Origin of the sequence: Pseudoalteromonas sp. SWXJZ10B, assembly GCF_015864475.1 — a bacterium.
GTDB classification, from domain to species: Bacteria; Pseudomonadota; Gammaproteobacteria; order Enterobacterales; family Alteromonadaceae; genus Pseudoalteromonas; species Pseudoalteromonas arctica.
Genome location: NZ_JADYXD010000005.1, coordinates 107,886 through 132,801, shown reverse-complemented (window position 1 = coordinate 132,801; position 24,916 = coordinate 107,886). Strand labels below are relative to the sequence as shown.

21 protein-coding genes are annotated in these 24,916 nt (G+C 39.7%); 18 read left to right on the top strand and 3 right to left on the bottom strand.

Features of this window, described 5'->3' with window-relative positions:
- Nucleotides 1-16 precede the first annotated feature (16 nt).
- The 9 genes from I6F54_RS06715 (at nucleotide 17) to tldD (ending at nucleotide 12,729) form a co-directional block, all read left to right on the top strand.
- Nucleotides 17-2,065 (top strand): SUMF1/EgtB/PvdO family nonheme iron enzyme, encoded by a 2,049-nt coding sequence (locus tag I6F54_RS06715; protein WP_007586336.1) that lies wholly within the window; start codon nucleotides 17-19, stop codon nucleotides 2,063-2,065.
- Nucleotides 2,066-2,199: 134 nt separating this feature from the next.
- The gene (locus I6F54_RS06710) at nucleotides 2,200-3,243 is read left to right on the top strand and encodes a rod shape-determining protein (protein ID WP_007586338.1); all 1,044 of its coding nucleotides are present in this window, start codon (nucleotides 2,200-2,202) and stop codon (nucleotides 3,241-3,243) included.
- Nucleotides 3,243-4,085 (top strand): rod shape-determining protein MreC, encoded by an 843-nt coding sequence (mreC, locus tag I6F54_RS06705; RefSeq protein ID WP_193371825.1) that lies wholly within the window; start codon nucleotides 3,243-3,245, stop codon nucleotides 4,083-4,085. The genes I6F54_RS06710 and mreC overlap by 1 nt, the downstream gene beginning before the upstream one ends.
- The gene (mreD, locus tag I6F54_RS06700) at nucleotides 4,078-4,557 is read left to right on the top strand and encodes a rod shape-determining protein MreD (RefSeq protein ID WP_007586341.1); all 480 of its coding nucleotides are present in this window, start codon (nucleotides 4,078-4,080) and stop codon (nucleotides 4,555-4,557) included. The genes mreC and mreD overlap by 8 nt, the downstream gene beginning before the upstream one ends.
- Nucleotides 4,557-5,126, top strand: a complete 570-nt coding sequence (locus I6F54_RS06695) for a Maf family protein (protein ID WP_165728131.1) — start codon at nucleotides 4,557-4,559, stop codon at nucleotides 5,124-5,126. Before mreD ends, I6F54_RS06695 begins: the two co-directional genes overlap by 1 nt.
- A 1-nt stretch (nucleotide 5,127) precedes the next feature.
- Complete coding sequence (gene rng / locus I6F54_RS06690) at nucleotides 5,128-6,600, top strand: ribonuclease G (protein ID WP_007586345.1); 1,473 nt, start codon at nucleotides 5,128-5,130, stop codon at nucleotides 6,598-6,600.
- A complete protein-coding gene (locus I6F54_RS06685; protein WP_165739306.1) occupies nucleotides 6,600-10,457 on the top strand; it encodes a YhdP family protein in 3,858 nt (1,285 codons plus the stop codon). Before rng ends, I6F54_RS06685 begins: the two co-directional genes overlap by 1 nt.
- Nucleotides 10,454-11,293, top strand: a complete 840-nt coding sequence (locus tag I6F54_RS06680; RefSeq protein WP_165739309.1) for a carbon-nitrogen hydrolase family protein — start codon at nucleotides 10,454-10,456, stop codon at nucleotides 11,291-11,293. The genes I6F54_RS06685 and I6F54_RS06680 overlap by 4 nt, the downstream gene beginning before the upstream one ends.
- On the top strand, nucleotides 11,290-12,729 hold the full coding sequence (gene tldD, locus I6F54_RS06675; protein ID WP_007586351.1) for a metalloprotease TldD: 1,440 nt from the start codon (nucleotides 11,290-11,292) through the stop codon (nucleotides 12,727-12,729). The genes I6F54_RS06680 and tldD overlap by 4 nt, the downstream gene beginning before the upstream one ends.
- Before the next feature lie 244 nt (nucleotides 12,730-12,973).
- Here tldD and I6F54_RS06670 read toward each other — a convergent pair whose 3' ends face one another.
- From I6F54_RS06670 to gorA, 3 genes are all read right to left on the bottom strand, one after another.
- Entirely contained in the window at nucleotides 12,974-13,810 is an 837-nt protein-coding gene (locus I6F54_RS06670; RefSeq protein ID WP_024594472.1) for a mechanosensitive ion channel family protein, read from the bottom strand.
- Nucleotides 13,811-13,917: 107 nt separating this feature from the next.
- Nucleotides 13,918-14,550, bottom strand: a complete 633-nt coding sequence (locus I6F54_RS06665; RefSeq protein ID WP_024594473.1) for a hypothetical protein — start codon at nucleotides 14,548-14,550, stop codon at nucleotides 13,918-13,920.
- A gap of 299 nt (nucleotides 14,551-14,849) precedes the next feature.
- The gene (gene gorA / locus I6F54_RS06660) at nucleotides 14,850-16,211 is read right to left on the bottom strand and encodes a glutathione-disulfide reductase (protein WP_024594474.1); all 1,362 of its coding nucleotides are present in this window, start codon (nucleotides 16,209-16,211) and stop codon (nucleotides 14,850-14,852) included.
- Nucleotides 16,212-16,289: 78 nt separating this feature from the next.
- Here gorA and I6F54_RS06655 point away from each other — a divergent pair, with 78 nt between their 5' ends.
- The 9 genes from I6F54_RS06655 to iscA all read left to right on the top strand — a co-directional run bounded on the left by I6F54_RS06655 (nucleotide 16,290) and on the right by iscA (nucleotide 24,835).
- Nucleotides 16,290-16,964, top strand: coding sequence for a DUF2461 domain-containing protein (locus I6F54_RS06655; RefSeq protein ID WP_197140450.1), 675 nt, complete (start codon nucleotides 16,290-16,292; stop codon nucleotides 16,962-16,964).
- 86 nt (nucleotides 16,965-17,050) lie between these two features.
- Complete coding sequence (gene prlC / locus I6F54_RS06650) at nucleotides 17,051-19,090, top strand: oligopeptidase A (RefSeq protein WP_197140448.1); 2,040 nt, start codon at nucleotides 17,051-17,053, stop codon at nucleotides 19,088-19,090.
- A 139-nt stretch (nucleotides 19,091-19,229) separates the two neighbouring features.
- Nucleotides 19,230-20,408 (top strand): response regulator transcription factor, encoded by a 1,179-nt coding sequence (locus tag I6F54_RS06645; protein ID WP_197140446.1) that lies wholly within the window; start codon nucleotides 19,230-19,232, stop codon nucleotides 20,406-20,408.
- 57 nt (nucleotides 20,409-20,465) lie between these two features.
- Nucleotides 20,466-21,221 (top strand): class I SAM-dependent methyltransferase, encoded by a 756-nt coding sequence (locus I6F54_RS06640; protein WP_024589847.1) that lies wholly within the window; start codon nucleotides 20,466-20,468, stop codon nucleotides 21,219-21,221.
- A 157-nt stretch (nucleotides 21,222-21,378) separates the two neighbouring features.
- Complete coding sequence (trmJ, locus tag I6F54_RS06635) at nucleotides 21,379-22,104, top strand: tRNA (cytosine(32)/uridine(32)-2'-O)-methyltransferase TrmJ (protein WP_024589846.1); 726 nt, start codon at nucleotides 21,379-21,381, stop codon at nucleotides 22,102-22,104.
- Between the two features lie 236 nt (nucleotides 22,105-22,340).
- Nucleotides 22,341-22,832: a Fe-S cluster assembly transcriptional regulator IscR gene (gene iscR / locus I6F54_RS06630; protein ID WP_007586371.1), complete on the top strand. Its 492-nt coding sequence runs from the start codon at nucleotides 22,341-22,343 to the stop codon at nucleotides 22,830-22,832.
- A gap of 24 nt (nucleotides 22,833-22,856) precedes the next feature.
- The gene (locus tag I6F54_RS06625; RefSeq protein WP_197140445.1) at nucleotides 22,857-24,074 is read left to right on the top strand and encodes an IscS subfamily cysteine desulfurase; all 1,218 of its coding nucleotides are present in this window, start codon (nucleotides 22,857-22,859) and stop codon (nucleotides 24,072-24,074) included.
- A gap of 41 nt (nucleotides 24,075-24,115) precedes the next feature.
- Nucleotides 24,116-24,499, top strand: coding sequence for a Fe-S cluster assembly scaffold IscU (gene iscU / locus I6F54_RS06620; RefSeq protein WP_007377675.1), 384 nt, complete (start codon nucleotides 24,116-24,118; stop codon nucleotides 24,497-24,499).
- 12 nt (nucleotides 24,500-24,511) lie between these two features.
- Nucleotides 24,512-24,835, top strand: coding sequence for an iron-sulfur cluster assembly protein IscA (iscA, locus tag I6F54_RS06615; protein ID WP_007377674.1), 324 nt, complete (start codon nucleotides 24,512-24,514; stop codon nucleotides 24,833-24,835).
- Nucleotides 24,836-24,916: the final 81 nt, after the last annotated feature.

Sequence of the window (24,916 nt, the reverse complement as noted above, 5' to 3'; positions counted from 1 at the left end):
TTTGGGACTGGAATATATGCGAATTACTCCTTTATCTCTGTTAATTTCAGCTAGTTTGTTAGCTAGTAGTGCATTTGCACAAGACACAGCTACAGTGACTGGAATTGACTCAGAGATTAGTGTTAAACAGACAGAATACGATAACTCGACAAGAATACTTGAAAAACATCTTAAAGAAGAAAGTCAGTTACAAAATCAATTAGAGCTACTTCGTTCTCGTTCTACAGAGCTAGATAAAGAAAAAAACCAAGCGCTCGATGCGATGAACGAAATGTACCGTCGTTTAATTGACGATCCCACTATTAATATTAGTGCGGCTCAATCACGCTATCAAAAAGCGGTGATTGATCATAAGCAAAATAAAGATGACATTTCTATGCAGTTGGCGGCAATTGCATCCCACCGTAAAGATATAGAACAAATTCGTGTTGCTAAGCATACGCTTTTAAATACATTAGAAAGTTTAAAAGAGCAGTTAACTACAGCCCGCGTAGAGCGTTTACGTAACGAGTTTACACGTGAAGGTACGCTTGAGGTTAACCACACTATTAACTGTAAGCGAACAGAAACGCTAGCAGCATGTGAGCAACGCGGTCAGCAAATGGGTCTACAAAAAGCAACTAAACGCTTTGTTGATCAAATTTTTGCAAATCTAACAGAAGAGCGCATTGTTGAGCCAAAACGTAATTTGGCGGGCGCTCAAGTACAAATATTAAGTAGCCATGTAGTTAACAGTGCATTTAGCGGCCAAGGTAATTACAACGTTAACTTAAGCGTAACTATGCGCGGCGAAGTTAATAGCAGCCGTTTATGTAGCTTATTAAGCATAGATAACCGCTATTGTTCTGAGTACGGCACGCCACTTACGGCTGCTTATCAACCAGCGTATAACAATACATTTACCGATAGTCAGTTAACATTCAGTAATAGCGCGGATAATAGCAACACGGTGTCGGTTTCTCGTTTAAATGAGCAGCCAGTACGTGATTATTCAGTTAAACCTGCATCGGTGAAAAAAGATTACCCTTCTATCCTTAATAAGAAGAAGGATCAATCAGTAGAGCTAACATTACGATCAAACGTATACGACGATGAAGTGTTTATCGATGGTGTAAGCTTTGGCTCAACACGCTTGATTACACGTTTACCGCCGGGCATTCATAACATTGAAATACGTAAACTTGGTTATAAACCTTATCAAGCACGTGTTGATTTGAATAAAGCGCAAACAATTAATGCAAATTTAGTAAAAAAGCCTAAGTCGATTGCTGCACCGACCTATACTCGAGAGCAACCAGAAGTAACAACACGCCAGGTTAGTGAAAACGTTAATGTATTAAATGCAAACGTTGAAACGCCGGTTGTCGTTATTCCTGCAGGCAAATTTAAAATGGGCGATATTAACGGCAATGGTTTAGCTAATGAACGTCCAGTAATTGAAAAAGTAATAGCAAATTCTTTCGCTATGCAAAGTAAAGAAGTAACTGTGGGTGCCTACGAAAAGTTTGTAGCAAATACAGGTTATAAAACTCAAGCGGAAAAAAATAAAGGGTGTGCGTATTATTTAAATGGCGAACCAGTATGGGAAGCAAATTTAAATTGGCGTAATCCTGGTTTTGAGCAAGGCAGTGACTTTCCTGCTGTATGTTTAACTTATAACGATGCAAAAGCTTATGCTGAGTGGTTATCTGGTCAAACAGGACAGCAATTTCGTTTACCTAACGAAGTTGAGTGGGAATACGCAGCACGCGCAGGAACTGAAACAGAATACCCTTGGGGTAACGAAATTGGTAAAAACCTAGCTAACTGTGGTTGGTGTGGTAGTGAATGGTCAAACAGACGTGCATCACCAGTAGGTTCTTTTTCTCCAAATGCATTTGGATTATACGATACCGTAGGCAATGTATGGGAATGGACCGATAAAGAATCAGGTGAGTCTGATGTAGCAGTAAGAGGCGGAGCGTGGAACTTTGCACCAAGCCTTGCTCGTGCATCTACGCGTTTAATTTTAGCGCCTGATTTTAGATCTAACTACATTGGTTTTCGCTTAGTTCGCGAACGATAAAACTCAATTAAGGAAGCTTTGCTTCCTTTTTTCACAAATTCACAAAGGCGCTGCGCTTTATATTGCTCATATAGTTGAGCATGTTAAAGTGAGGCAGCTAATATAAGAACGTATTTCAAAGGTCATCCAGCCTCATGTTTAAAAAACTCCGTGGTATTTTTTCTAACGATCTATCGATCGACTTGGGTACAGCCAATACCCTAATTTATGTAAAAGACGAAGGCATTGTATTAAATGAACCTTCTGTTGTTGCTATCCGCCAAGAGCGTGCTGGTGGACCTAAAAGTGTTGCATCTGTAGGTACAGAAGCAAAGCTTATGTTAGGTCGTACACCGGGTAATATAAAAGCGATTCGTCCAATGAAAGACGGTGTTATTGCTGACTTTTTTGTAACAGAAAAAATGTTACAACACTTCATTAAACAAGTGCATAACAATAACTTTATGCGTCCAAGTCCGCGTGTACTAATTTGTGTACCGTGTGGTGCTACTCAAGTAGAAAAACGTGCAATACGTGAATCTGCAATGGGTGCAGGTGCTCGTGAAGTTTACTTAATTGAAGAACCAATGGCAGCAGCTATTGGCGCAGGCTTACCAGTATCAGAAGCAACAGGTTCTATGGTTGTTGATATTGGTGGTGGTACAACTGAAGTTGCTATTATTTCACTTAACGGCGTTGTTTACTCATCATCTGTTCGTATTGGTGGTGATAAGTTTGACGAAGCTATCATTAATTATGTACGCCGTAACTTTGGTAGCTTAATTGGTGAAGCGACAGCTGAAAATATTAAGCATCAAATTGGCTCTGCGTTTAAAACTGATGAGCCAATCGAAATTGAAGTGCGCGGTCGTAACCTTGCTGAAGGTGTTCCGCGTTCATTCACACTTAACTCGCACGAAATCCTAGAAGCTCTACAAGAGCCATTAATGGGTATTGTGAGTGCAGTAATGGTTGCGCTTGAGCAATCACCACCAGAGCTGGCATCAGATATTTCTGCACACGGTATGGTACTTACTGGCGGTGGTGCATTGTTAAAAGATTTAGACCGTTTATTAATGGAAGAAACGGGTATTCCGGTTGTTGTTGCTGATGATCCACTTACATGTGTTGCACGTGGTGGTGGTAAAGCATTGGAAATGATTGATGTTCATGGTGGTGACGTTTTTAGTTACGACTAATGAAATTAATGTTTGGACGCACAGTCTCTTTGCAACTGCGACTTTTTGTCGCAGTGCTTTTGAGTATCGCACTCATTGTTGGAGACAGATATACGCAAGGTGGTACCGTTGTTCGTACCAGCCTCAATACCTTAGTTAGCCCACTAATTTATGTTGCTAATTTACCCTACGAATTATTTAGCTTAAGTGCTAAAAGCCTGCATACGCGAGAGCAACTTCTTACTGAAAACGAAGCGCTGAAAAAAAAGCAAATGCTACAAAGCGAGCAACTTCAGCAGTATCAATTTCTAGCCAGAGAAAATCAAAAACTACGCGCCTTATTAGGCTCATCTGCAAAACAATCAAATCGTAAAATTATTGCTCAAGTACTTTCTGTGCATTCAAATCCGTATAGCCATCAAGTTGTTATAAATCGTGGTACCACCGATGGACTTAGTGAAAGCCAAGCCGTAATTGATGAGATGGGTGTAGTAGGGCAATTAACTAAAGTAGGGTCAACTACGTCACGCGTATTACTCATGACCGACACTACGCATGCCACACCTGTGCGTATACTGCGTAACGATGTACGAACGGTTGTTGAGGGCATAGGTAAAATTAACGTCGTTAAGCTCTCTCACGTTCCGCACAGCTTAGATGTGCGAATTGGCGATGTACTTGTTACATCAGGATTAGGTGGCACATTCCCTGAGGGGTATCCGGTAGCTGTAGTAACCGAAATAAACCGTGATGAAGGCCGTCCGTTTGCACAAGTTTTTGCAGAGCCTATTGCGCAATTAGATCGCATTCGTTTGCTTGTTATTTTATGGCGTAATCAACAGGAGCAAATCAGCGATGATTAATCGTTATTCATTGTTAATTGCGCTAAGCATCTTTTTTGCGTTAATAATGGCATTAATGCCACTCCCATTTTCGTTTGAACCATTTAGGCCTGACTGGGTTTTACTTGTACTTATGTATTGGTCACTTGCAGTACCTCATCGTTTAAATATTGGTACAGCTTGGGTTGTTGGCTTATTAATAGATTTAGCATCTGGCTCACCGCTAGGTGTGAATTCGCTTACATTTTCAATATGTATATTTGTAACTGCGAGTAATTTTCAAAAAATTCGTAACTTTTCGCTTTGGCAGCAAAGCTTATTAATTGGTTTATTTTTAACGCTTTATCATTTAATGCAGTTTTGGCTAAATCACTTTTTGTTAGGTGTTTACTTTAATCCACAGTACTTATGGCCAGTAGCAACCGGAATGGTTAGCTGGTTTTGGGTCTTTTTATTACTTCGTAAATATCGCAGACATTTTAGGATCAGGTAATGACTACCGCAGTATATTTGGCATCAGCCTCTCCCCGTCGTAAAGAGTTATTAAGTCAATTAGGTGTCGAATTTACACAGTTTAGTGTTGATGCAGATGAAAGTGTACTTCCAAACGAACAACCTAGAGCACTTGTTGAGCGTTTAGCGCGCTTAAAAGCTCAAAGTGGTGTAGAGCTTGGATATACTGATCGCCCTGTACTTGGTAGTGATACAGTGGTTGTTATCGATAACGAATCACTGGGTAAACCACGCGATAAAAACGATTTTACAAATACATTAAAACGCCTGTCAGGTAACACACATCAAGTACTTACCGCTGTAGCATTTGCGACGCAAAATGATGTAATTAGCTGCGTTGTAAGTACTGACGTTACTTTTAAAACCTTAACAGATGAAGAAATTAATGCCTACTGGGAGACAGGTGAGCCACAAGATAAAGCCGGCGGATATGGTATCCAAGGTTTAGGTGGTCGCTTTGTAACTCATATTGCGGGTAGCTATTTCTCCGTTGTAGGCTTACCTTTATATGAAACCGAACAATTATTAAAAACATTCTTAAGAAGGTAACATGAGTACAGAATTACTGATCAATGTCACACCGAGCGAAAGCCGTGTTGCCCTAATAGAAAACGGTGTACTGCAAGAAATACAGCTAGAGCGAATTGGTAATCTAGGTATTGTAGGCAATATTTACCTAGGAAAAATAAGTCGTGTACTTCCGGGTATGCAGGCTGCTTTTGTTGATATCGGCCTTGAAAAAGCCGCATTTTTGCATGCATCCGATATTGTAAATAGTGCCTCTATTGTTGAAGGCGTAGACGACGTACCAATAAAAAAAGTACAAGACATTAGAGAGTTAGTTCGTCAAGGCCAATACATTATGGTGCAAGTGGTAAAAGATCCGCTAGGCACTAAAGGCGCAAGACTCACCACAGATATAACGATACCTTCTCGCTATTTAGTGTTTATGCCAGATGCGACCCATGTAGGGGTTAGTCAGCGTATTGAAACTGAAGAAGAGCGCTCACGCCTTAAAAAAATAGTCGCAGAATATGGCGATGAAAATGGCAGCTTTATTGTACGTACAGCAGCCGAAGGCGCTAGCGAAGCAGAATTACGACACGATGCCGGTTTTTTAAGAAAACTGTGGGAAAAAATTACAGCTCGTCGCAAAAAAACCAGTAAGGCCAGCATCCTTCACGAAGATTTAACGCTTGCCTTTAGAACCCTACGTGACTATGTAGGCGAAGATATGGAACGCATTCGCGTTGACTCTAAACTTACTCATGAAGAGCTAAAGTTATTTACTGAAGAGTTTGTTCCACAACTGTCTCAAGTACTCGAATACTATCCAGGTGAGCGACCTATATTTGATTTGTTTGACGTTGAAAACGAAATTCAAAAAGCACTACATCGTAAAGTCACGCTAAAATCTGGTGGTTATATAATTATTGACCAAACAGAAGCAATGACGACTGTTGATGTTAATACTGGTGCATTTGTAGGACATCGTAATTTAGAAGAAACAATTTTTAATACCAACGTAGAAGCAACCTCTGCAATTGCTCGCCAGCTTAGGCTGCGTAATTTAGGCGGTATTATCATTATCGACTTTATAGATATGGTAAGTGAGGATCATAAGCGCCGAGTATTACATTCACTTGAATCAGCACTCGCAAAAGATCGCACTAAAACAAATATCAATGGGCTTTCAGCACTTGGGCTTGTTGAAATGACGCGTAAACGTACACGCGAAAGCTTAGAACATATTTTATGTGATGTATGCCCGGCGTGTTCTGGTCGTGGATCGCAAAAAACAGTTGAAACAGTGTGCTACGAAATACTGCGTGAAATAGTACGCGTTAATCGAGCATACGCTGCCGATAAGTTTATGGTATATGCAGCGCCAGCTGTAAGTGAAGCCTTACTAAACGACGAGTATCATAACCTTGCCGAGCTTGAACTATTTATTGGTAAGCAAGTCAATATTCAAACAGAGAGCTTATACAGCCAAGAACAGTTTGATGTGGTAATGATGTAATGAAAGCAAAAGCGGTCTGTTTTTTTTGTTTTAGAAAATTATGGCAGACCTGCGCCATAATTTTGGTATTACTGGCCGTTATTGTTTCAATTTTAAAATATACCCTTCCGTATGCAAACGAATACAAAGGGAATATAGAAAGCTATTTACACGAAAAGTTTGAAATAAGCTTATCTATAGGTGAAATATCAGCTAGTTGGCAGGGCAGTGGTCCTGCATTAGTATTAGAGAATTTATCGTTTAAAGATAACGAAACTGCACCAATATCACTCACCATTGCTAAAACCAGCTTAGAGCTAAACTTATGGGAAAGCTTAAAAGCGCTGCAACTTAGATCTAATTATTTTGTTATTAATGGTTTTCATACCAGTGTAAATATTACCAACTTATTTAAAACCGGTGACAACGACGAAGTCTCTTTTGAGCAAAAAGAGCTAATTGAAGAACTGTTTTTGGGTAAAACGGGTCATTTTGCAATAGAAAATTCCAGTATTAACTTTGTTCTAGAAGACGGTAAAGAGCGTAAGTTACTCCTCAAAAATATTGTTTGGCAAAATGAAGATGAGCAGCATCTTGGTAGTGGGAGCTTAGCATTGCCGGGTATTTCGGTCGGTGATTTTGATGCGCGCATAGCACTTACTGGCGATACCCTAGAGCAAGTTGCGGGCGACATTTATGTGCAGGCTAACAAAGTCGATGTATCTAACTGGTTAGCGCAATATATAAATACGCAAAAGCAACAACTGCATAGCGATATTAATTTACAAGCGTGGCTAAAACTAGATAAAGGTTTTGTAAGCGATATAAAAATGCAGTGGCTACCAAGCTTTGTGCGTTGGCAGCGAGAAGAGCAAAGCCAACAAGTTAGTTTGAGTGAAGGTGGCTTTCACTTATACCCAGATCAAAATAGCTGGCACTTAAAAAGCACAGGTTTAACATTTAATAGTAATGATAAAGCATGGCCAAGTTTAGAGTTTGAAGCTCAACTAGGGGCGAAAAATGAAGTGTGGCTCCATCAAGTTGATTTTGAATTACTGAGTAACCTAGCAGGGCTAAGTAATTTTAATGCACTTGAACCATTTTTAGAGCGCCAACCTAGTGGGCAAATAGATCAAGCTTATTTAAATTTCTCTAATGCACAGCAATGGCAATTATGGTTTGAGGCTGACAATATTGGCTGGCAAGAATTAAGGTCGGTACCTGCAGCACAAGGACTTAGAGTAAATGGTTTACTTAATCAAAGTAGTGGTCGAATAAATTTATTTGGCGAAAATGGCACATTAGTTACAGGCGAAAGCTTTAGCAACGACATAAATTATAATCAGCTAAATGTAGAGCTAGATTTAGCTAAGCGAGATGATGGCTGGCATATAAGTAGTGACAATATATGGTTTGATAATAATGAAGTTACTGTTGCTGCAGAATTACAAATTAGTCTAACAGATGATCCTCGATTAGATCTTTACGCTGAAGCCTTCGCCCCAGATGCCAAAATTGCAGGTCATTACTTCCCATTAAAAGCTATGAGCCCTGAGCTCGTTAGCTATTTAAATGGTGCAATTAAAGGCGGAGAAGTATCTAAAGCACAAGTCTTATTTGCAGGACCTTTATCTGGTTTTCCATTCACCGATGGTAGTGGCCAGTTTGGTGTATTAGCGCAAATAGATAACGCAACCTATGAGTTTGATCCTGATTGGCCTTTGGTCACCAATGCCGACGTACAGCTACATTTTGATAATGAGCGTATGGACATATATAGCCAGCAAGGTAAGTTGGTTAATTTAGATATTGGTAATAGTGTACAGGTAAGCATTGCAGATTTAATGCATGCTGATGAACTTATTGTGCAAATTGATAAAAAAGCACAAATGGAAAAGTTACATGACTTTTTTGCAGCGACACCTATTGCCAAACCTCTTGCTGAAATTTTTAAAGTTGTGCAGGGCAAAGGCGAAGCCGATGCCAGTATTGAGCTTTTAGTAGGCTCAAAGTTTAAAGGCGGGGCCAGTGTTAGCGGCAAGGTTAATTTAAATGACTTGCCAGTATTTATAGCAACGCCAGGGATTGAGCTTAAAAACTTAACTGGCGAGCTTAATTTTAAAAACGACAATATCACACTTAAAAATGCGACTGCGAAATGGTTGGGCATGCCGCTAACTATTAATTACAGCAGTAAAAGTGATGAAAAAAATTACCAAGCAAACATAGATATAAACGCCAAAATTGACGCCGATACACTAATAGATAGTGGGAAAGGTATATTAAAAAATTATTTAAGCGGGCAAAGTGATGTTGATATTGGCTTAGTACTTAATTTTACCGAGCAAGGCTTTAATTACCGTGCACAGGTAAACTCAGAACTACTTGGCTTAACGAGTAACTTACCCGCACCTTATAATAAAAATAGCGAACAAATGTGGGCGCTTGATGCGGTAGTACAAGGTGATGATATTTCTAATCTCATTACAGCAAACGCTAATCAACTGTTTTACTTTAATGCTATTTTAGAAAATGGAAAATCACAGTTTAGTAATGTCCATTTTGTGCTCGGAAAACAAGATTTAGGATTAAACCAAAAAGACTTAAGCGTAAATATAAATCTTGAACAGAGTGAACTAGTGCCTTGGTTTGATCTGATTGATCAAATAATTAATGCTGGTAAAGCAAACCCAGATCAAGAATCAAAAGGGATTATGCCACCGCTTAATGAGGTTGTCGCAAATATAGGTTTACTTGATGCGAGTAACATCATTTTTAATGATTTTGAAATGCGTTTAGCACCATCAAAAGACGATTTATACCTAAAGCTAAATGCTAAAGAACTTAGAGCTGGGGTTTTTATCCCTACATCACAGCCTAGCCAGCCCATACGAATTAATGCCGATTACTTAAGGCTTAATTTTGCACCGCACAATGAGCAAGCACTTGAAATAACAGATGTACTTCCTGAGAAAGACTTGAGCTGGCTTACTAAAATACCTGCTATTGAGTTTGAATGTAGTGATTGCAAAATTGACCGCTACCAACTTGATAAAGTGAGTGCGTCATTATTAGGTGATGGAGAGCGTTTATCAATATCAGAACTTGTAGTCGATAAAGGCGATCATGTGCTGCGCACTAAAGGGCAGTGGCAAAATGGATTAACAACGCTAAGTGGCGAGCTTAAAAGTGATGACATAGGCGCATTGTTTGGTGAGTTTGATATAACCTCCGCGATTAAAGACTCAAAAGCCGATCTAAATTATGATCTTACTTGGCAAGCAGCCCCTTATAATTTTGATGTGAAAAGTTTAAGTGGCGAGATAGCTTGGGATTTAGGAGAAGGTCACTTAACTGAAGTTAGCGATGGCGGGGCACGCGTATTTTCGTTACTGAGCCTTGATTCATTAGTACGCAAGCTGAAACTTGATTTTAGAGATGTATTTTCAAAGGGCTTTTTTTATAACAGCATGCAAGGCACTATGCAGTTAGAAAATGGTATCGCTTACACTAAAGATACCAAAATGGACGGCGTACCTGCCGATTTAACCATTAAAGGTTATGCAAATTTAAACACGCTTGATATAGATTATGACCTTGCTGTTGCGCCGCAGGTAACCTCGAGTATTCCGGTTATAGTTGCATGGATGGTAAACCCAGTAACAGGGCTTGCTGCCTTAGCAATTGATAAAGTTATTCATTCTGCGCGCGTCATCTCAGAGATCAACTTTAAAGTAACGGGTAAAATGAACGATCCTATTGTTCAAGAACTCGACAGAAAAAGTCGTGAAGTTACGCTTCCTCAAGCTGCGCAAAATCAGCCACAAGCATCAGTCGATTTAAAACTTAAAGATGCACAAGTAACAGTAACGCAATGAACAAAACTGAAATACTAAGCACTCCCACAATAGTTGCCCTGCAAATGTGTTCAGGGCTAAACCCTGATGACAACATAGCAAGCTTAAAGCGTGCACTTAAAACACTCCCCGCAACAAGACCATTACTTGTTTGTTTGCCTGAGGCTTTTTTAGTGTTTAGTAAAAGTGGTAACGATACGTTACGTGTTGCTAAGCAAGTTGAGCGATACAAACTACAACTTAGTGAATTGTGCCAACACCATAATATTTGGTTAAATGCAGGGACAATGCCTGAGCCATTTAACGAACATAAATATTATGCAGCATCGCACTTATATAATAATCAAGGCGAGCTGGTTGCAACGTATAACAAAATACATTTATTTGATGTAAACGTAGATGACAAAACCGGTAGCTACCGAGAGTCAGATTTTACCCAAGCAGGTAGCGATGTGGTTGTTGTTGATTCTCCCTTTGGTAAAATAGGCTTAACAGTATGTTATGATCTGCGCTTTAGTGGCTTATTCAACGAACTAGTACGCCAAGGCGCCGATATTATTTTAGTACCAAGTGCATTTACAGTCGTCACAGGACAAGCGCATTGGCAGCCATTATTAGCAGCTCGCGCAATAGAAACACAATGTTATGTAGTTGCAGCAGCTCAGTACGGTACACATGAAAATGGCCGACAAACATATGGCCACAGTATTATTATTTCGCCTTGGGGAAGTATCCTGAGTGAATTGCCAACAGGCACCGGTTTTATAAGCTGCAACGCAGATTTAGACCAGTTACAAAAAATTAGACGAGATATGCCCGTGCAGTCTCATCAACGATTTAGAGAGCATTTATTATGAATTCGGTTGAACAGCATTTACTACACGACAGCCAGCTAAATAGAGAAGAGCTCGAAAAAACGCTCGCTTACATACATCAGCATAAAGTGGATTACGCCGATTTATATTTTCAATCAAGCCACCACGAATCATGGGTGCTTGAAGACGGCTTAGTTAAAGAAGGCTCTTATAACGTTGAACGTGGCGTTGGTGTACGTGCTGTAAGCGGCGAAAAAACAGGATTTTCTTACTCTGATGCAATAAATCTTGAAGCGCTAAATAAAGCGGCTACAGCGGCTCGTAGCATTGCAGATGCTGGCGAAGATAGAGCGATTAAAGTATTTAGTGATGTTAAAGCTAAAGAGCAGTTTGCACCACATCAACCAATTTCGAGTATGAGCGATACCGACAAGGTGAGTTTATTACGCGAACTTGAAAACTATATTCGTGAACTAGCACCCGATGCAGAGCAAGTAATTAGTTCAATGTCGGCTGTATACGAAGAAGTATTAATCGCAGCAAGTGATGGTACGTTTGCCACCGATATTCGCCCGCTTATTCGTTTAAACTGCTCAGTACTGCTTGAAAAAAATGGTCGCCGTGAACGCGGTGGCGCAGGTGGTGGTGCACGTTTAGATTATGGTTACTTTAAAGAACTTGTTGACGGTAAACCGCGTTGGATGGAATTTGCAGAGGAAGCAGTACGCCAAGCTAAAGTGAATCTTGAGGCTATTGATGCCCCTGCAGGTACTATGGAAGTAGTACTTGGTAACGGTTGGCCAGGTGTACTTTTACACGAAGCGGTAGGGCATGGGCTTGAAGGCGACTTTAACCGCAAAGGCGCGTCTGCGTTTAGCGGTAAGGTTGGCCAAAAAGTAGCGTCTGAGCTATGTACTGTTGTTGATGATGGCACAATGGCCGATCGCCGTGGTTCACTAAATGTGGATGATGAAGGTACGCCAGCCGCTTACAACGTACTCATCGAAAACGGTATTTTAAAAGGCTATATGCAAGATAAGCTAAACGCGCGTTTAATGGGGGTAAGTCCTACTGGTAACGCACGTCGTGAGTCTTATGCACACTTACCAATGCCTCGCATGACTAACACCTACATGTTAGGCGGAGAGCACAGCCAAGCCGATATTATCAGTAGTGTTAAAAAAGGGGTATTCGCGCCTAACTTTGGCGGCGGACAAGTTGATATTACCTCAGGTAAGTTTGTATTTAGTGCATCAGAAGCGTACTTAATTGAAAATGGTAAAATTACTCAACCAATTAAAGGCGCAACGCTTATTGGTAACGGCCCAGAAGTAATGCAGCAAATATCTATGGTTGGAAACGACCTTGCCCTTGATAAAGGTGTGGGTGTTTGTGGTAAAGATGGTCAAAGCGTACCAGTAGGCGTAGGCCAACCAAGCCTTAAAATTGATCAGTTAACGGTCGGTGGTACAGCTTAAATATTACTCAAGCGCGAAGTGAATTCGCACCTACGTGCTTGATGTTTATTGTAGGTGAGGTTTTACACCTCGCTTTTTACTTTTAAGCAGGGCTCTATGCGCGAAGTAAATTCGCACCTACGATTTGCATTCTTACTTTGGGTAGGTGAGGTTTTACACCTCGCTTTTTAAATACAGACTTAGAAATAGAGCGCGAAATAAATTCGCACCTACGATTTGTATTTTTACTTTGTGTAGGCAAGGTTTAGGCTTCTCCTTCGTCCTCTTTATTTTTTTCAGCCTCTTTATACCATAACGCAAAAAAGCACTCTGTTAATTTGTGCTCTATCTCAAGCGCTTTTTCTGTTGGGCAAAACAAGGTAAAGCTTGCTTTAAATTCACCTAAATCGGTTGTACCAAAGTGAATTACTGGTTCTGGGCCAGATATTTTTGCATCAAGTTTACGCTCAATCATCGAATTATAACGGCTTGCTACTTCTTGAAACTCTTCGCAATACAGCTTAGCTTGCTCAGTTAATGTGTCGTGAATAGGGTACGGGTTAAAGCTCTCTCTTCGGACAATAATAAAATGATGTGTAACAAAGCGTTTTACAAAGTTTAAGTTTTTAATAGAGCTGGTAATCAGCTTATTATTTGGTATGTATATGGTTTTTCTAGAAAATTGATAAGTATGTATATCAATTTCATGCATGGTTGTTTTTATCCAATCCGTTTCAGCTACTTCACCAAAGTAATCACCTACTTGTATCCAATCACCCACTCTAAACGGGCGAGTTGTTACGAGGTAAAAAAAGCCTATTACACACTGAATAAACTCACGCGTTGCAAGTACAATCGCCACGGCAAAAGCAGCAATAGAAAGTGCAAAGTTTTGAATTTCAGTAGACCATACAAATAGCAGCGATATCATCATTACAAAATTAATAAAGTGCTTAATATTGTGTGCGATGTAACGAATATCTTTTTCTTTTTTTTCTGCGCGATTTTTAGCCAGCTTATCAACAAGTACTTTTAGTACAAATGCAATTGTGATCATTACAATTGAAAGAAGAAACGGATGCAGCAATATATCTTTAGTCATAATATCCAATTAAACGCGAGTTGATAAAAACAGGCTCAGTATATTGATTTATTAAACCAATTAGCAAATTTAGTGCAAAAAAAGTAACCAATAAAAATGGAGAAACGCTATTGAGTTACTTCATCAGTGCAATGTTTGTGATTTTTAGCCATTCTTTTTCGGCATATGAGTACAAGCTCAATGGCTGAAATAAAAATCAAAGTATAGCCAAGCGTTTCTATACCTTCTTCAACAATGTTTTTTACCGCACGTACATAGTCATCACCCATTACTGAATGCCAAAATGCGCCTTTGCCCATCATTCGCGAAAATGCGAGTAAAGTAACCATGCCTGATAAGCAAATTCCATAACTAGGAGTGAAGCTATAGGCTTTTAAAGCGTTAAAAATACTTCCTTTGTTTGTTATTAAATAAACAAACACGCCAGCTAAAATTGAATAGACGATACTTTGCCAAGCGCCATCAAAAAAGTATAAGTCGAGGTAGGTATCAAACTCTCTCACAAACATCATTGCCGATAACGCAGCTAGTAATACAGCTGGTATTTTGAGTTGAAAGTTAATTCGCGAAGCATAAAAAAATAAAATACAACTTAAAAAAGTTAAAACATCTTGCATATGTTCGGTAAGAGTTTCTTCACTGTAAAGTGCATACTGTTTTAATTCAAACCCTTCAAGTTGAATTAAATGAGCAACACCCGCTAGGCATAATAAATAAATAAAAGATCGCAGTAAAAACATAAATAACCAAGAGAAACTATAAATGCGCGAGATTCTAATTGTAAAAATGCCTTAAAGCCAAAACAAAATTTAAACTTTTAATATTTTTATCGGTCTAAAATTTTTGCTGTTAAAATAATGGCTTAGATATTTATTTAATGTTGAATGGATGTTTTTAATGTGACGTTTTAAGTGGTTTGTTGTGCAAAATATAACAAGCATTAAAAAGCCCTTACTAATTACTTAGTAAGGGCTTTTTATAATTGAGCGCTTAGAGCTTAGAGCTTAGAGCTTAGAGCTTAGAGCTTAGAGCTTAGAGCTTAGCGCATCGTTACAAATTCTTCCGAGCCTGTCGGATGAATCGCAACAACGGCATCAAAATCAGCTTTAGTAGCGCCCATTTTCATGGCAACGGCAAAACCTTGAATCATTTCATCAACCGCAAAACCAATACCATGTAGGCCAACTACTTTTTCGTCAGGGCCGGCACATACAAGTTTCATTTTACAAGGCTGGCGATGTTTAGTTACCGCTGTGTACATAGCCGTAAAACCAGATTGATAAATTTTAACGTTTTCTTCGCCGTACTGAGAAATAGCTTCTTGCTCAGTTAAACCAATAGTACCAATAGGTGGATGACTAAATACAACAGTAGGAACTAAGCTGTAATCCATTTTTAAATCATCAGGTAGTTCTTTATTAAATAAACGCTCAGATAAAGTACGCCCTGCTTTTACTGCTACCGGTGTAAGTTCAATACCATTTTCGATGATATCGCCAACCGCGTATACATTTTTAGCTGTGGTATTTTGATACTCATCAACTTTTACAAAACCATCGCTGTTAACTTCTACGCCGGCAGCAGCGACATTAATTGCGTCTGTTGTTGGCTGGCGGCCAATGGCCCAAATTACTTGGTCAACATTATGAGTTTTGCCGTTATCTAAATGCAGTGTTACAGAGCCATCATCTTCTTTAACCAATTTATTTGGTACAGAGTGAGTATGTAAAGTAGGGCCTTCGGCAGCCATTACTTCAACAAGCGTATCTACAATATATGGGTCAAAACTACGAAGTGGGGCATGCTTACGTACAAATAAATGTGTTTCAGTACCTAAACCATGTAATACACCAGCAAGCTCAACGGCTATGTAGCCTGCGCCAATAACGGCAACGCGCTTAGGTTGCTCTTTAAGCTCAAAAAAGCCATTTGAATCAATGCCGTGCTCAGCACCTTCAATATGCGGAATGCTTGGGCGGCCGCCTACTGCAATTAATATATGGTCGGCTGTGTAGTGCTCGCCGTTTACTTCAACTGTTTTATTATCTACAAATTTAGCAAAGCCTTTAATTACAGTAACGCCATTGCTAGCAAGGCCACTGTCGTAACCTTTATGAATTCGGCCTATGTAGGCTTCACGGCTTTCTACTAGTTTGCTCCAATCAAAGCCTTTTACTTCAACATTAAAGCCGTAATCTGGGGCATATAAATTAATTGCTTCAGCAACCTGAGCACCGTGCCACATTACTTTTTTAGGTACGCAGCCTACGTTTACACACGTGCCGCCCATGTGTTTTGCTTCTATAAGTGCTACTTTAGCGCCACGCATTGCCGCTCTATTTGCAGAGGCAATACCACCACTGCCACCACCGATTGCAATATAATCAAAGTGTTGTGTCATTTTATGTCCTTAGGCGTTGAGTTTTATGCGCATTAGCATAACATTAAGTTTTAAAAATAAAGAGTGTTTAGGTGACCTATGTTTAGTAAAAAAACATTCGAATTTCTTGCTCAGCTTGATAAAAACAATAATAGAGACTGGTTTAACGACCATAAATCACAGTATGAGGAATACGTAAGAGAGCCCGCTTTAGATTTCATTAGGCAAATGCAAGCACCACTTGCTGAGGTTTCTAGCCATTTTGTCGCATCAGATAAAAAAGTGGGCGGTAGTTTAATGAGAATCTATAAAGACGCGCGTTTTAGTAAAGATAAAACCCCGTATAAAATTAATGTAGGGATTCAATTTCGCCATTTTATGGGAAAAGACGTACACGCCCCGGGTTTTTACTTTCACTTAGCAAATGACGAATGTTTTGTAGGTGCTGGTATTTGGCGACCAGAATCAAAGGCGCTTAACGCAATTAGAACCTGCATAGATGAAAACCCAAATAGCTATAAAAAAGCAATTTATGATGAGCAATTTAAATCTATATTTGAAATGTCAGGAGAATCGCTAAAACGCCCGCCAAGAGGTTTTGAAAAAGAGCACCCCTTAATAGATGAGCTCAAACGAAAAGACTTTATAGCCATTAGCCCACTTACTCAAAAGCAAATATGCAGTAATAACCTAGTTGATACGGTGTTAGAACGTTATAAAGTGGCCGACTCATTAATGGGTTATTTGTGTTTTGCTCTGGAGCAACCTTATTAAAATTAAACAACTTAAAAGCGGCTGAGTTGTTTTTTTACTTTTAGACCCAATTTAAAACGTAATGCATTAACGCAAAGAGAGTATTTATGAGCAACCCATTAATTGGCCTTGAAGGCTTACCACCATTTTCAAAAATAAAGCCTGAGTACGTAGTACCAGCACTAAAAGACGGTATCGAGCTTTGTCGTAAAGCCATTGATGACGTGTTAGCTAAAGGCTCGTATACGTGGGATGACTTAGTATTACCCCTTGAAGAAGCTGACGATAAATTATCGCGCATGTTCTCCCCTGTATCGCATTTAAATTCAGTAATGAATAACGACGAATTACGTGAAGCTTACGAGCAGTGCTTACCGTTAATATCTGAATATTCAACATTTGTAGGTCAGCATCAAGGTTTATACAACGCGTATAATACGCTTTATAACAGTGACGAATTTAAAACGCTGACGATAGCACAACAAAAAACAATTACTAATGCGCTACGTGATTTTAAATTATCGGGTATTGCTCTGGTGGCAGAACAGCAAACACGTTACGGCGAAATTAGCGCGCGTTTATCAGAACTTGCCTCAAAATTTGGTAACAACGTAATGGATGCCACACTAGCTTGGCACAAGCATATTACTGATGAGAGTGACTTAGCAGGCTTGCCAGAATCTGCTTTAGCACTTGCAGCTGACACAGCAAAAAGTAAAGAATTAGAGGGTTGGTTATTTACACTCGATTTTCCATCATACTTACCAATAATGGCTTACGCAGATAACCGCGAATTACGCAGAGAAACCTATACTGCGTTTTCTACGCGCGCATCAGATCAAGGCCCTAACGCCGGTGAGTTTGATAACTCAGCAATTATGAGTGAGGAGCTTGCGCTTCGCCATGAACTTGCACAGTTACTTGGGTTTAACAGCTACGCTGAAAAGTCACTAGCGACTAAAATGGCCGAAACACCAGAACAAGTATTCTCATTTTTAGAAGACCTAGCAGCTAAATCAAAACCACAAGCTGAGCAAGAAGTCGCAGAGCTAAAAGCCTATGCTGAGCAAAAGCACGGTATTTCTGAATTAGAAGCATGGGATTTTGGTTACTACAGCGAAAAGCTTAAGCAAGAAAAGTACGCTATTTCAGATGAAGTATTACGTCCTTACTTCCCAGCAAATAAAGTACTAAGCGGCTTATTCGAAACCGTTAATCGCTTATTTGGTATTAGCGTAAAAGAAGTTACCGATTTTGATACTTATCACAAAGATGTACGCTTTTTTGAAATTGTAGATAGCAGTGGCACGTTACGTGGTCGCTTTTATCTTGATTTATATGCACGCGACCACAAACGCGGTGGTGCGTGGATGGACGACTGTATGGGGCGTAAAGTCCGTGCTAACGGCGAGCTACAAACCCCAGTGGCTTATTTAGTATGTAACTTTAATAAAGCAGTTGGCGACAAACCTGCGCTGTTTACTCATGATGAAGTAACTACGTTATTTCATGAGTTTGGTCATGGTATTCACCACATGCTTACCCAAGTTGATGCCGCGCCAGTGGCAGGCATTAATGGTGTAGCGTGGGATGCGGTAGAGCTTCCTAGTCAGTTTTTAGAAAACTGGTGTTATGACGAAGAAGCCCTGAGCTTTATTTCGGGTCACTATGAAACGGGTGAGCCATTACCTAAAGAGTTACTTGATAAGTTACTTGCCGCTAAAAATTACAATTCAGGCGTACAAATGCTGCGTCAAATTGAGTTTTCGCTATTTGATTTTAAAATCCATAACGATTACAAAGTGGGTGAGCAATGCCAAATTCAAGCAGTACTAAACGATGTACGTAGCCGCACATCAATCGTTAAACCGCCTGAGTTTAACCGTTTTCAAAATGGTTTTAGCCATATTTTTGCCGGTGGTTATAGTGCAGGTTACTACTCGTATAAATGGGCTGAAGTACTTTCTGCTGATGCATTTTCTAAATTTGAAGAAGAAGGTATTTTTAACGCTGAAACAGGGCAAGCCTTCATGCAAAATATTTTAGAAAAAGGCGGTAGCGAAGAGCCAATGGAATTATTTAAAAAGTTCCGTGGTCGTGAGCCAAATGTCGACGCGTTACTACGCCATAGCGGTATTGCTGTTTAAAAATTAATATTTAGCACAAACCAAATTAAAGCGCCTATATGGCGCTTTTTTATTATTTTAAAATTATTATCTAATAATTTTTAGTAATTTCATCCTACCGTACTATGCTTTTAGCACACCTAATAAAATGGACTAAGGCATGGCAAAGTTGGTATTGGCAATTGATGACGACAAGTATGTTCATCATATAATTGAAGAGTCTTTAGCAGGGTTTTGTAAAATAATTCATGCAAAAGATGGCGATGAAGGATTAAGGCTAACCAATAAATACAACCCAGATATTATTTTACTCGATATTGAAATGCCAGGTATGTCAGGTTATGACGTATGTAAAACAATAAAGCAAAGTCAAAATACTCAGGATATTCCCGTTATGTTTCTCTCATCTAAAATAGAGCTAAGCGATCGGGTAAAAGGTTATAGCGTCGGCGCATCTGATTACATTACAAAACCTTTTAATGCAGAAGAGTTAATAGCGCGAATAAAGGTACTTTACGAATATAGGCAAAAATGCGCAAAACTAAAATTGGATATAGTAAAAGCGAATAAAACAGCTGAAATAGCAATGACAGAGTCAGGCGATATGGGGCGTATAATGCGCTACGTTGGACAAAGTTATCACGCTAATAACTTTCAATCGTTAAGTGAATATTTTTTAGCATTTTTTGCTCCATTAAATTTAGATGTTGTGGTTGTGTTTTGGTATCAAAGCAAAGGTATGTTTTATAGTCAGCAAAGTGGTGTTTGCCCATTAGAACAAGAGTTGCTTGAGCAACATAGACATGCCAAACGATTTGTTGATATTGGTAGTAGTACTATTATTAATTATCCCAAAGTGTCCCTTTTGATAAAAAATATGCCCGTTGATAACGATGTTTTATATGGGCGCTACAAAGATCTGTTTCCGCATATATTAGAAGCGACCAACGAAAAGGTTGTGACTATGGAAAGAAGCGAGAGCAGTTATGAGCAAGCAGCTCAAATAAGTACAGCCCTTCAAGATATTGTTAAGCAGTTAACTACTCAAAATGTAGAGCAAAACAAAAGTACTAAAGTGTTTATAGAGCAGCTACATGAACTTGACTGCGCTATTAAGCTACAACAAACACAAGCAAACCCTGCGGATCTCACTTTATATATATCTCAATTGGATCAAACAATGCAGTTATTTGTATCGGCTAATAGTGATTTAGCCTTTATCAAATATCAGCTTAAACAAGTTGCCGAAAGCCGCAATGAACTTATATCCAATTTACGTACTAAAGCGGAAGCCGCAAAGGTCAATGCGAATCATCATAGTGATATAGAGCTATTTTAGTGCTTTAAAGTAAAGCGGTTGATATACTACAGGCGTATTTTATCGTCGGAGTTTATTGTGGTTATTCAGTGTGCTTTTAAAGAGTTACGCCCTTATTTAAATGAATTAGAAACACGCTTTGGTTTAGCCCAATGGGCGCAAAATTGCAGTGGCTTTAGCTTACATTACGATGATAAAGGGTTAAGTCTATTTAAAACCGACGAGCCTAAACTAGGTGCAATTAACGTTGATTTTGTAACCGGTGCTGCCGCCCATAGGCGTAAGTTTGGCGGTGGTAAAGGGCAAGCAATTGCCAAAGCGGTGGGTTTAAATAAAGGCGCAACGCCTGTTGTACTTGATGCTACCGCTGGTTTAGGGCGAGATGGTTTTGTACTTGCCTCGCTAGGGTGCAAAGTTATATTACATGAACGTCACCCGGTTGTAGCTGCACTTTTATACGATGGTTTAAAGCGAGCCTATAGCGATATTGAAATTGGTTTGTGGATGAAAGAAAACATGAGCCTAATATTTGGCTCAAGCCATACTTTGCTCTCTCAATGCGAAAGCATGCCTGATGTTGTTTATTTAGATCCTATGTTCCCGCATCGCGAAAAATCAGCATTAGTCAAAAAAGAAATGCGCGTGTTTCAAGAGCTTGTTGGTGCAGACAACGACGCTGACGACCTACTTAATTTTGCCTATCCACTTGCCAGTAAGCGTGTCGTTGTAAAGCGCCCCGATTACGCTCCATTCTTAAACGAAAAAACCCCAAGTATGCAGATCAAAACCAAAAAGAACCGTTTTGATGTCTATGTAAAGGCGGCAATGGTTTAAGCATCAAAACAAATCGGCGTTATATCCCTAGAATTTACCCATGTAAGAATTGTTATATTGGGTTTGATCATAGGATCTAGCCTTTTGAATCTAGGATCTTATTACATTTTCATGTTAGAATTTGCGCAATTTTTTGGCATAGCAAAGTAGCACAGTAATGATCTTAGATGATATTCGCATTGTTTTAGTTAACACGTCACATTCGGGCAATATTGGTTCGGCGGCTCGCGCCATGAAAACCATGGGTTTATCAAAACTTTATTTAGTTGATCCTGCTTGCGAAATAGACAGCCAAGCAAGTGCATTAGCTGCAGGCGCAACTGATGTTTTAGGCAATGCAGTTATTGTAGGTACCGTTGAAGAAGCTATCGCTGACTGTACTTTAACGATTGGCACAAGTGCGCGTTCTCGTACGCTTTCGTGGCCAATGGTTGAACCACGTGAATGTGGTGAAAAGCTCGTTGCTGAAGCCGTAAATGGTCCTGTAGCGCTAGTATTTGGTCGTGAAAACAGTGGTTTAACTAATGAAGAATTACAGCTTTGTAATTACCATGTATGTATTCCTGCTAATCCAGAGTACAGCTCGCTTAATTTAGCTATGGCCGTACAAACACTTAGCTACGAAACTCGCATGGCATTTTTAAATCAACAACCTAAAAAGGTTGAAGAAGACGATGCAGTTTACCCGAGCTCAAAGCAAACTGAGCTGTTTTATGATCACCTTGAAGACACGTTGTTTAAAACAGGCTTTATCATCAAGCAACACCCTGGTTTAGTTATGACTAAATTGCGCCGTTTGTTCAACCGAGCTCACCCTGAAGATGCTGAAATGAATATTTTACGCGGTATTCTCACCTCAATTAATAAGGCTATCCCTAAGTAACTTAGGTATAGCTATTAGTTATAAAAGACCTAGACTAATTAACGCGCTAATACTTGACTAAATTACTCAGGTAATTACAATGGCTGTAATACTTGACCAAAGAGGTCAAGTATTGAAAATTTGTTAACTCTACAATTTAAAAGTAAGAGTTTCTAAATCAAATTTTTATCAAGTGATAATACTTGACTAATTTACTCTGGTAATTAAAATTTGCACTCTTTTGTGCAGGGGGCGTTATGAAGTTAACATCAAAAGGCAGATATGCCGTTACAGCTATGCTGGATGTTGCACTACACACAGGTGTAGGTCCTGTAGCCCTTGCTGATATTTCACAAAGACAAGAAATTTCTTTGTCTTACCTTGAACAATTATTTGCTCGTTTACGTAAAAATGGCCTAGTAAGTTCTGTTCGTGGACCTGGTGGTGGTTATTTACTAGGGCGTGAAGCGAGCGTTATCTCTGTTGGCGATATTATTAGCGCCGTAGACGAATCGGTCGATGCAACACGTTGCCAAGGTGCCGATACCGGCTGTCAGAGTGGTATGCGTTGTTTAACACATAATTTGTGGTCAGACTTAAGCGCACGCATAGAAGAATTTTTGAATAATATTACCCTTGCTGAATTGGTGGAAAAATCAGATGTGAAAGAAATAGCATCGCGCCAAGATAACAGTATTAATAATGCAATTAAGCAGTTGGAAAACATTCAAGTAAGCTGTCAACTTTAAGGTTGACCTGCAGCGGAGAAAGAAATGAAGTTACCGATTTATTTAGATTACGCAGCGACCACGCCTGTTGACGAACGTGTTGCTAAAGAAATGATGCAATGCCTGACAATGGACGGTAAGTTTGGTAATCCTGCGTCACGCTCACACCGTTTTGGTTGGCAAGCAGAAGAAGCTGTTGACAAAGCACGTACAGATATTGCTGATTTAATTAATGCAGACCCACGTGAAATTGTTTTCACATCGGGTGCAACAGAATCAAATAACCTTGCTATCAAAGGTGCAGCACAGTTTTACAAGAAAAAAGGTAAGCACGTTATTACCGCTAAAACTGAGCACAAAGCTGTAATCGACACATGTCGTGAACTTGAGCGCCAAGGTTTTGAAGTAACTTACATGGACGTTGAAGAAAACGGCCTACTTGATTTACAAAAACTTGCCGACACAATGCGTGACGACACAGTACTTGTAAGCATTATGCACGTTAATAACGAGCTAGGTGTAATTCAAGATATCGCGACTATTGGCGAAATGTGTCGCGAACGTAAAATTATGTTCCACGTAGATGCAGCGCAAAGCGCGGGTAAAGTACTAATCGACGTGCAACAGCTTAAAGTTGATTTTATGTCGTTCTCTGCACATAAAGTGTATGGCCCTAAAGGTGTTGGTGCACTTTACGTTCGTCGTAAACCACGTGCTCGCCTTGAAGCGCAAATGCACGGTGGCGGACATGAACGCGGTATGCGCTCTGGTACGCTAGCTACTCACCAATTAGTGGGTATGGGTACAGCGTTTAAAATTGCTAAGCAAGATTTCGAAAAAGATCACGCACACATCAGCGCCTTACGTAATCGTTTAATCGACGGCATTATGGCTGATATGGACGAAGTATACTTTAACGGCACGCAAGACCAATCAGTACCTGGCATTGTAAACATCAGCTTTAACTTTGTTGAAGGTGAGTCGTTACTTATGGCAGTAAAAGACATTGCAGTATCGTCAGGTTCAGCCTGTACATCTGCAAGCTTAGAGCCTTCTTATGTATTACGTGCACTTGGCCGTAACGACGAATTAGCACATAGCTCAATTCGTTTTAGTATTGGTCGCTTTACTACCGAAGAAGAGATTGATTACACCGTCGAATTAATGAAAAACTCTATCGGTCGCCTACGTGAGATGTCTCCACTTTGGGAGATGCATCAAGAAGGTATTGATTTAGATTCAGTTGAATGGGCTCACCACTAATAGTGTGAGCACATACCCTAGCAGGTAATGAGGATAGAATAATGGCTTATAGTGATAAAGTAATCGACCACGTAGAAAACCCACGTAACGTAGGTACTCTAGATAAGAATGATCCGTCAGTGGCAACGGGTATGGTAGGCGCACCAGCATGTGGTGACGTAATGAAATTGCAAATTAAAGTATCTGCCGAAGGCGTTATTGAAGATGCAAAATTCAAAACCTACGGTTGTGGTAGCGCAATTGCTTCATCTTCACTTGTAACAGAGTGGGTTAAAGGCAAAACGCTAGACGAAGCAGCGACAATTAAAAACACTGATATCAGTGCAGAGCTTGAATTACCACCAGTGAAAATTCACTGTTCAATTTTAGCCGAAGACGCAATTCAAGCAGCAATTGCAGACTACAAAAGCAAACAAGCGAAGTAAGAAGAGAAACTCATGGCAGTGACATTGACAGATGCGGCAGCAAACCGCGTACAATCATTTTTAGCAAACCGCGGTAAAGGTTTAGGCCTGCGCGTTGGCATTAAAACGACGGGCTGTTCAGGTCTTGCTTATGTACTTGAGTTTGTTGACGATTTAAACGAAGACGATGAAACTTTTGCGGCTAAAGGTGTAACATTAATTGTTGACGCTAAAAGCTTAGTTTACATCGATGGCACAGAGCTCGACTACACTAAAGAAGGCTTAAATGAAGGGTTTAAATTTAGAAACCCTAATCAAGCTGATGAGTGTGGTTGTGGCGAAAGCTTTACCGTTTAAGCTTAAAATATCTTTGTAGTATAAATAAGCCCTGCCAGTTAATGTAGGGCTTTGTTATTTCTGAATATTATTGGTTTAAGT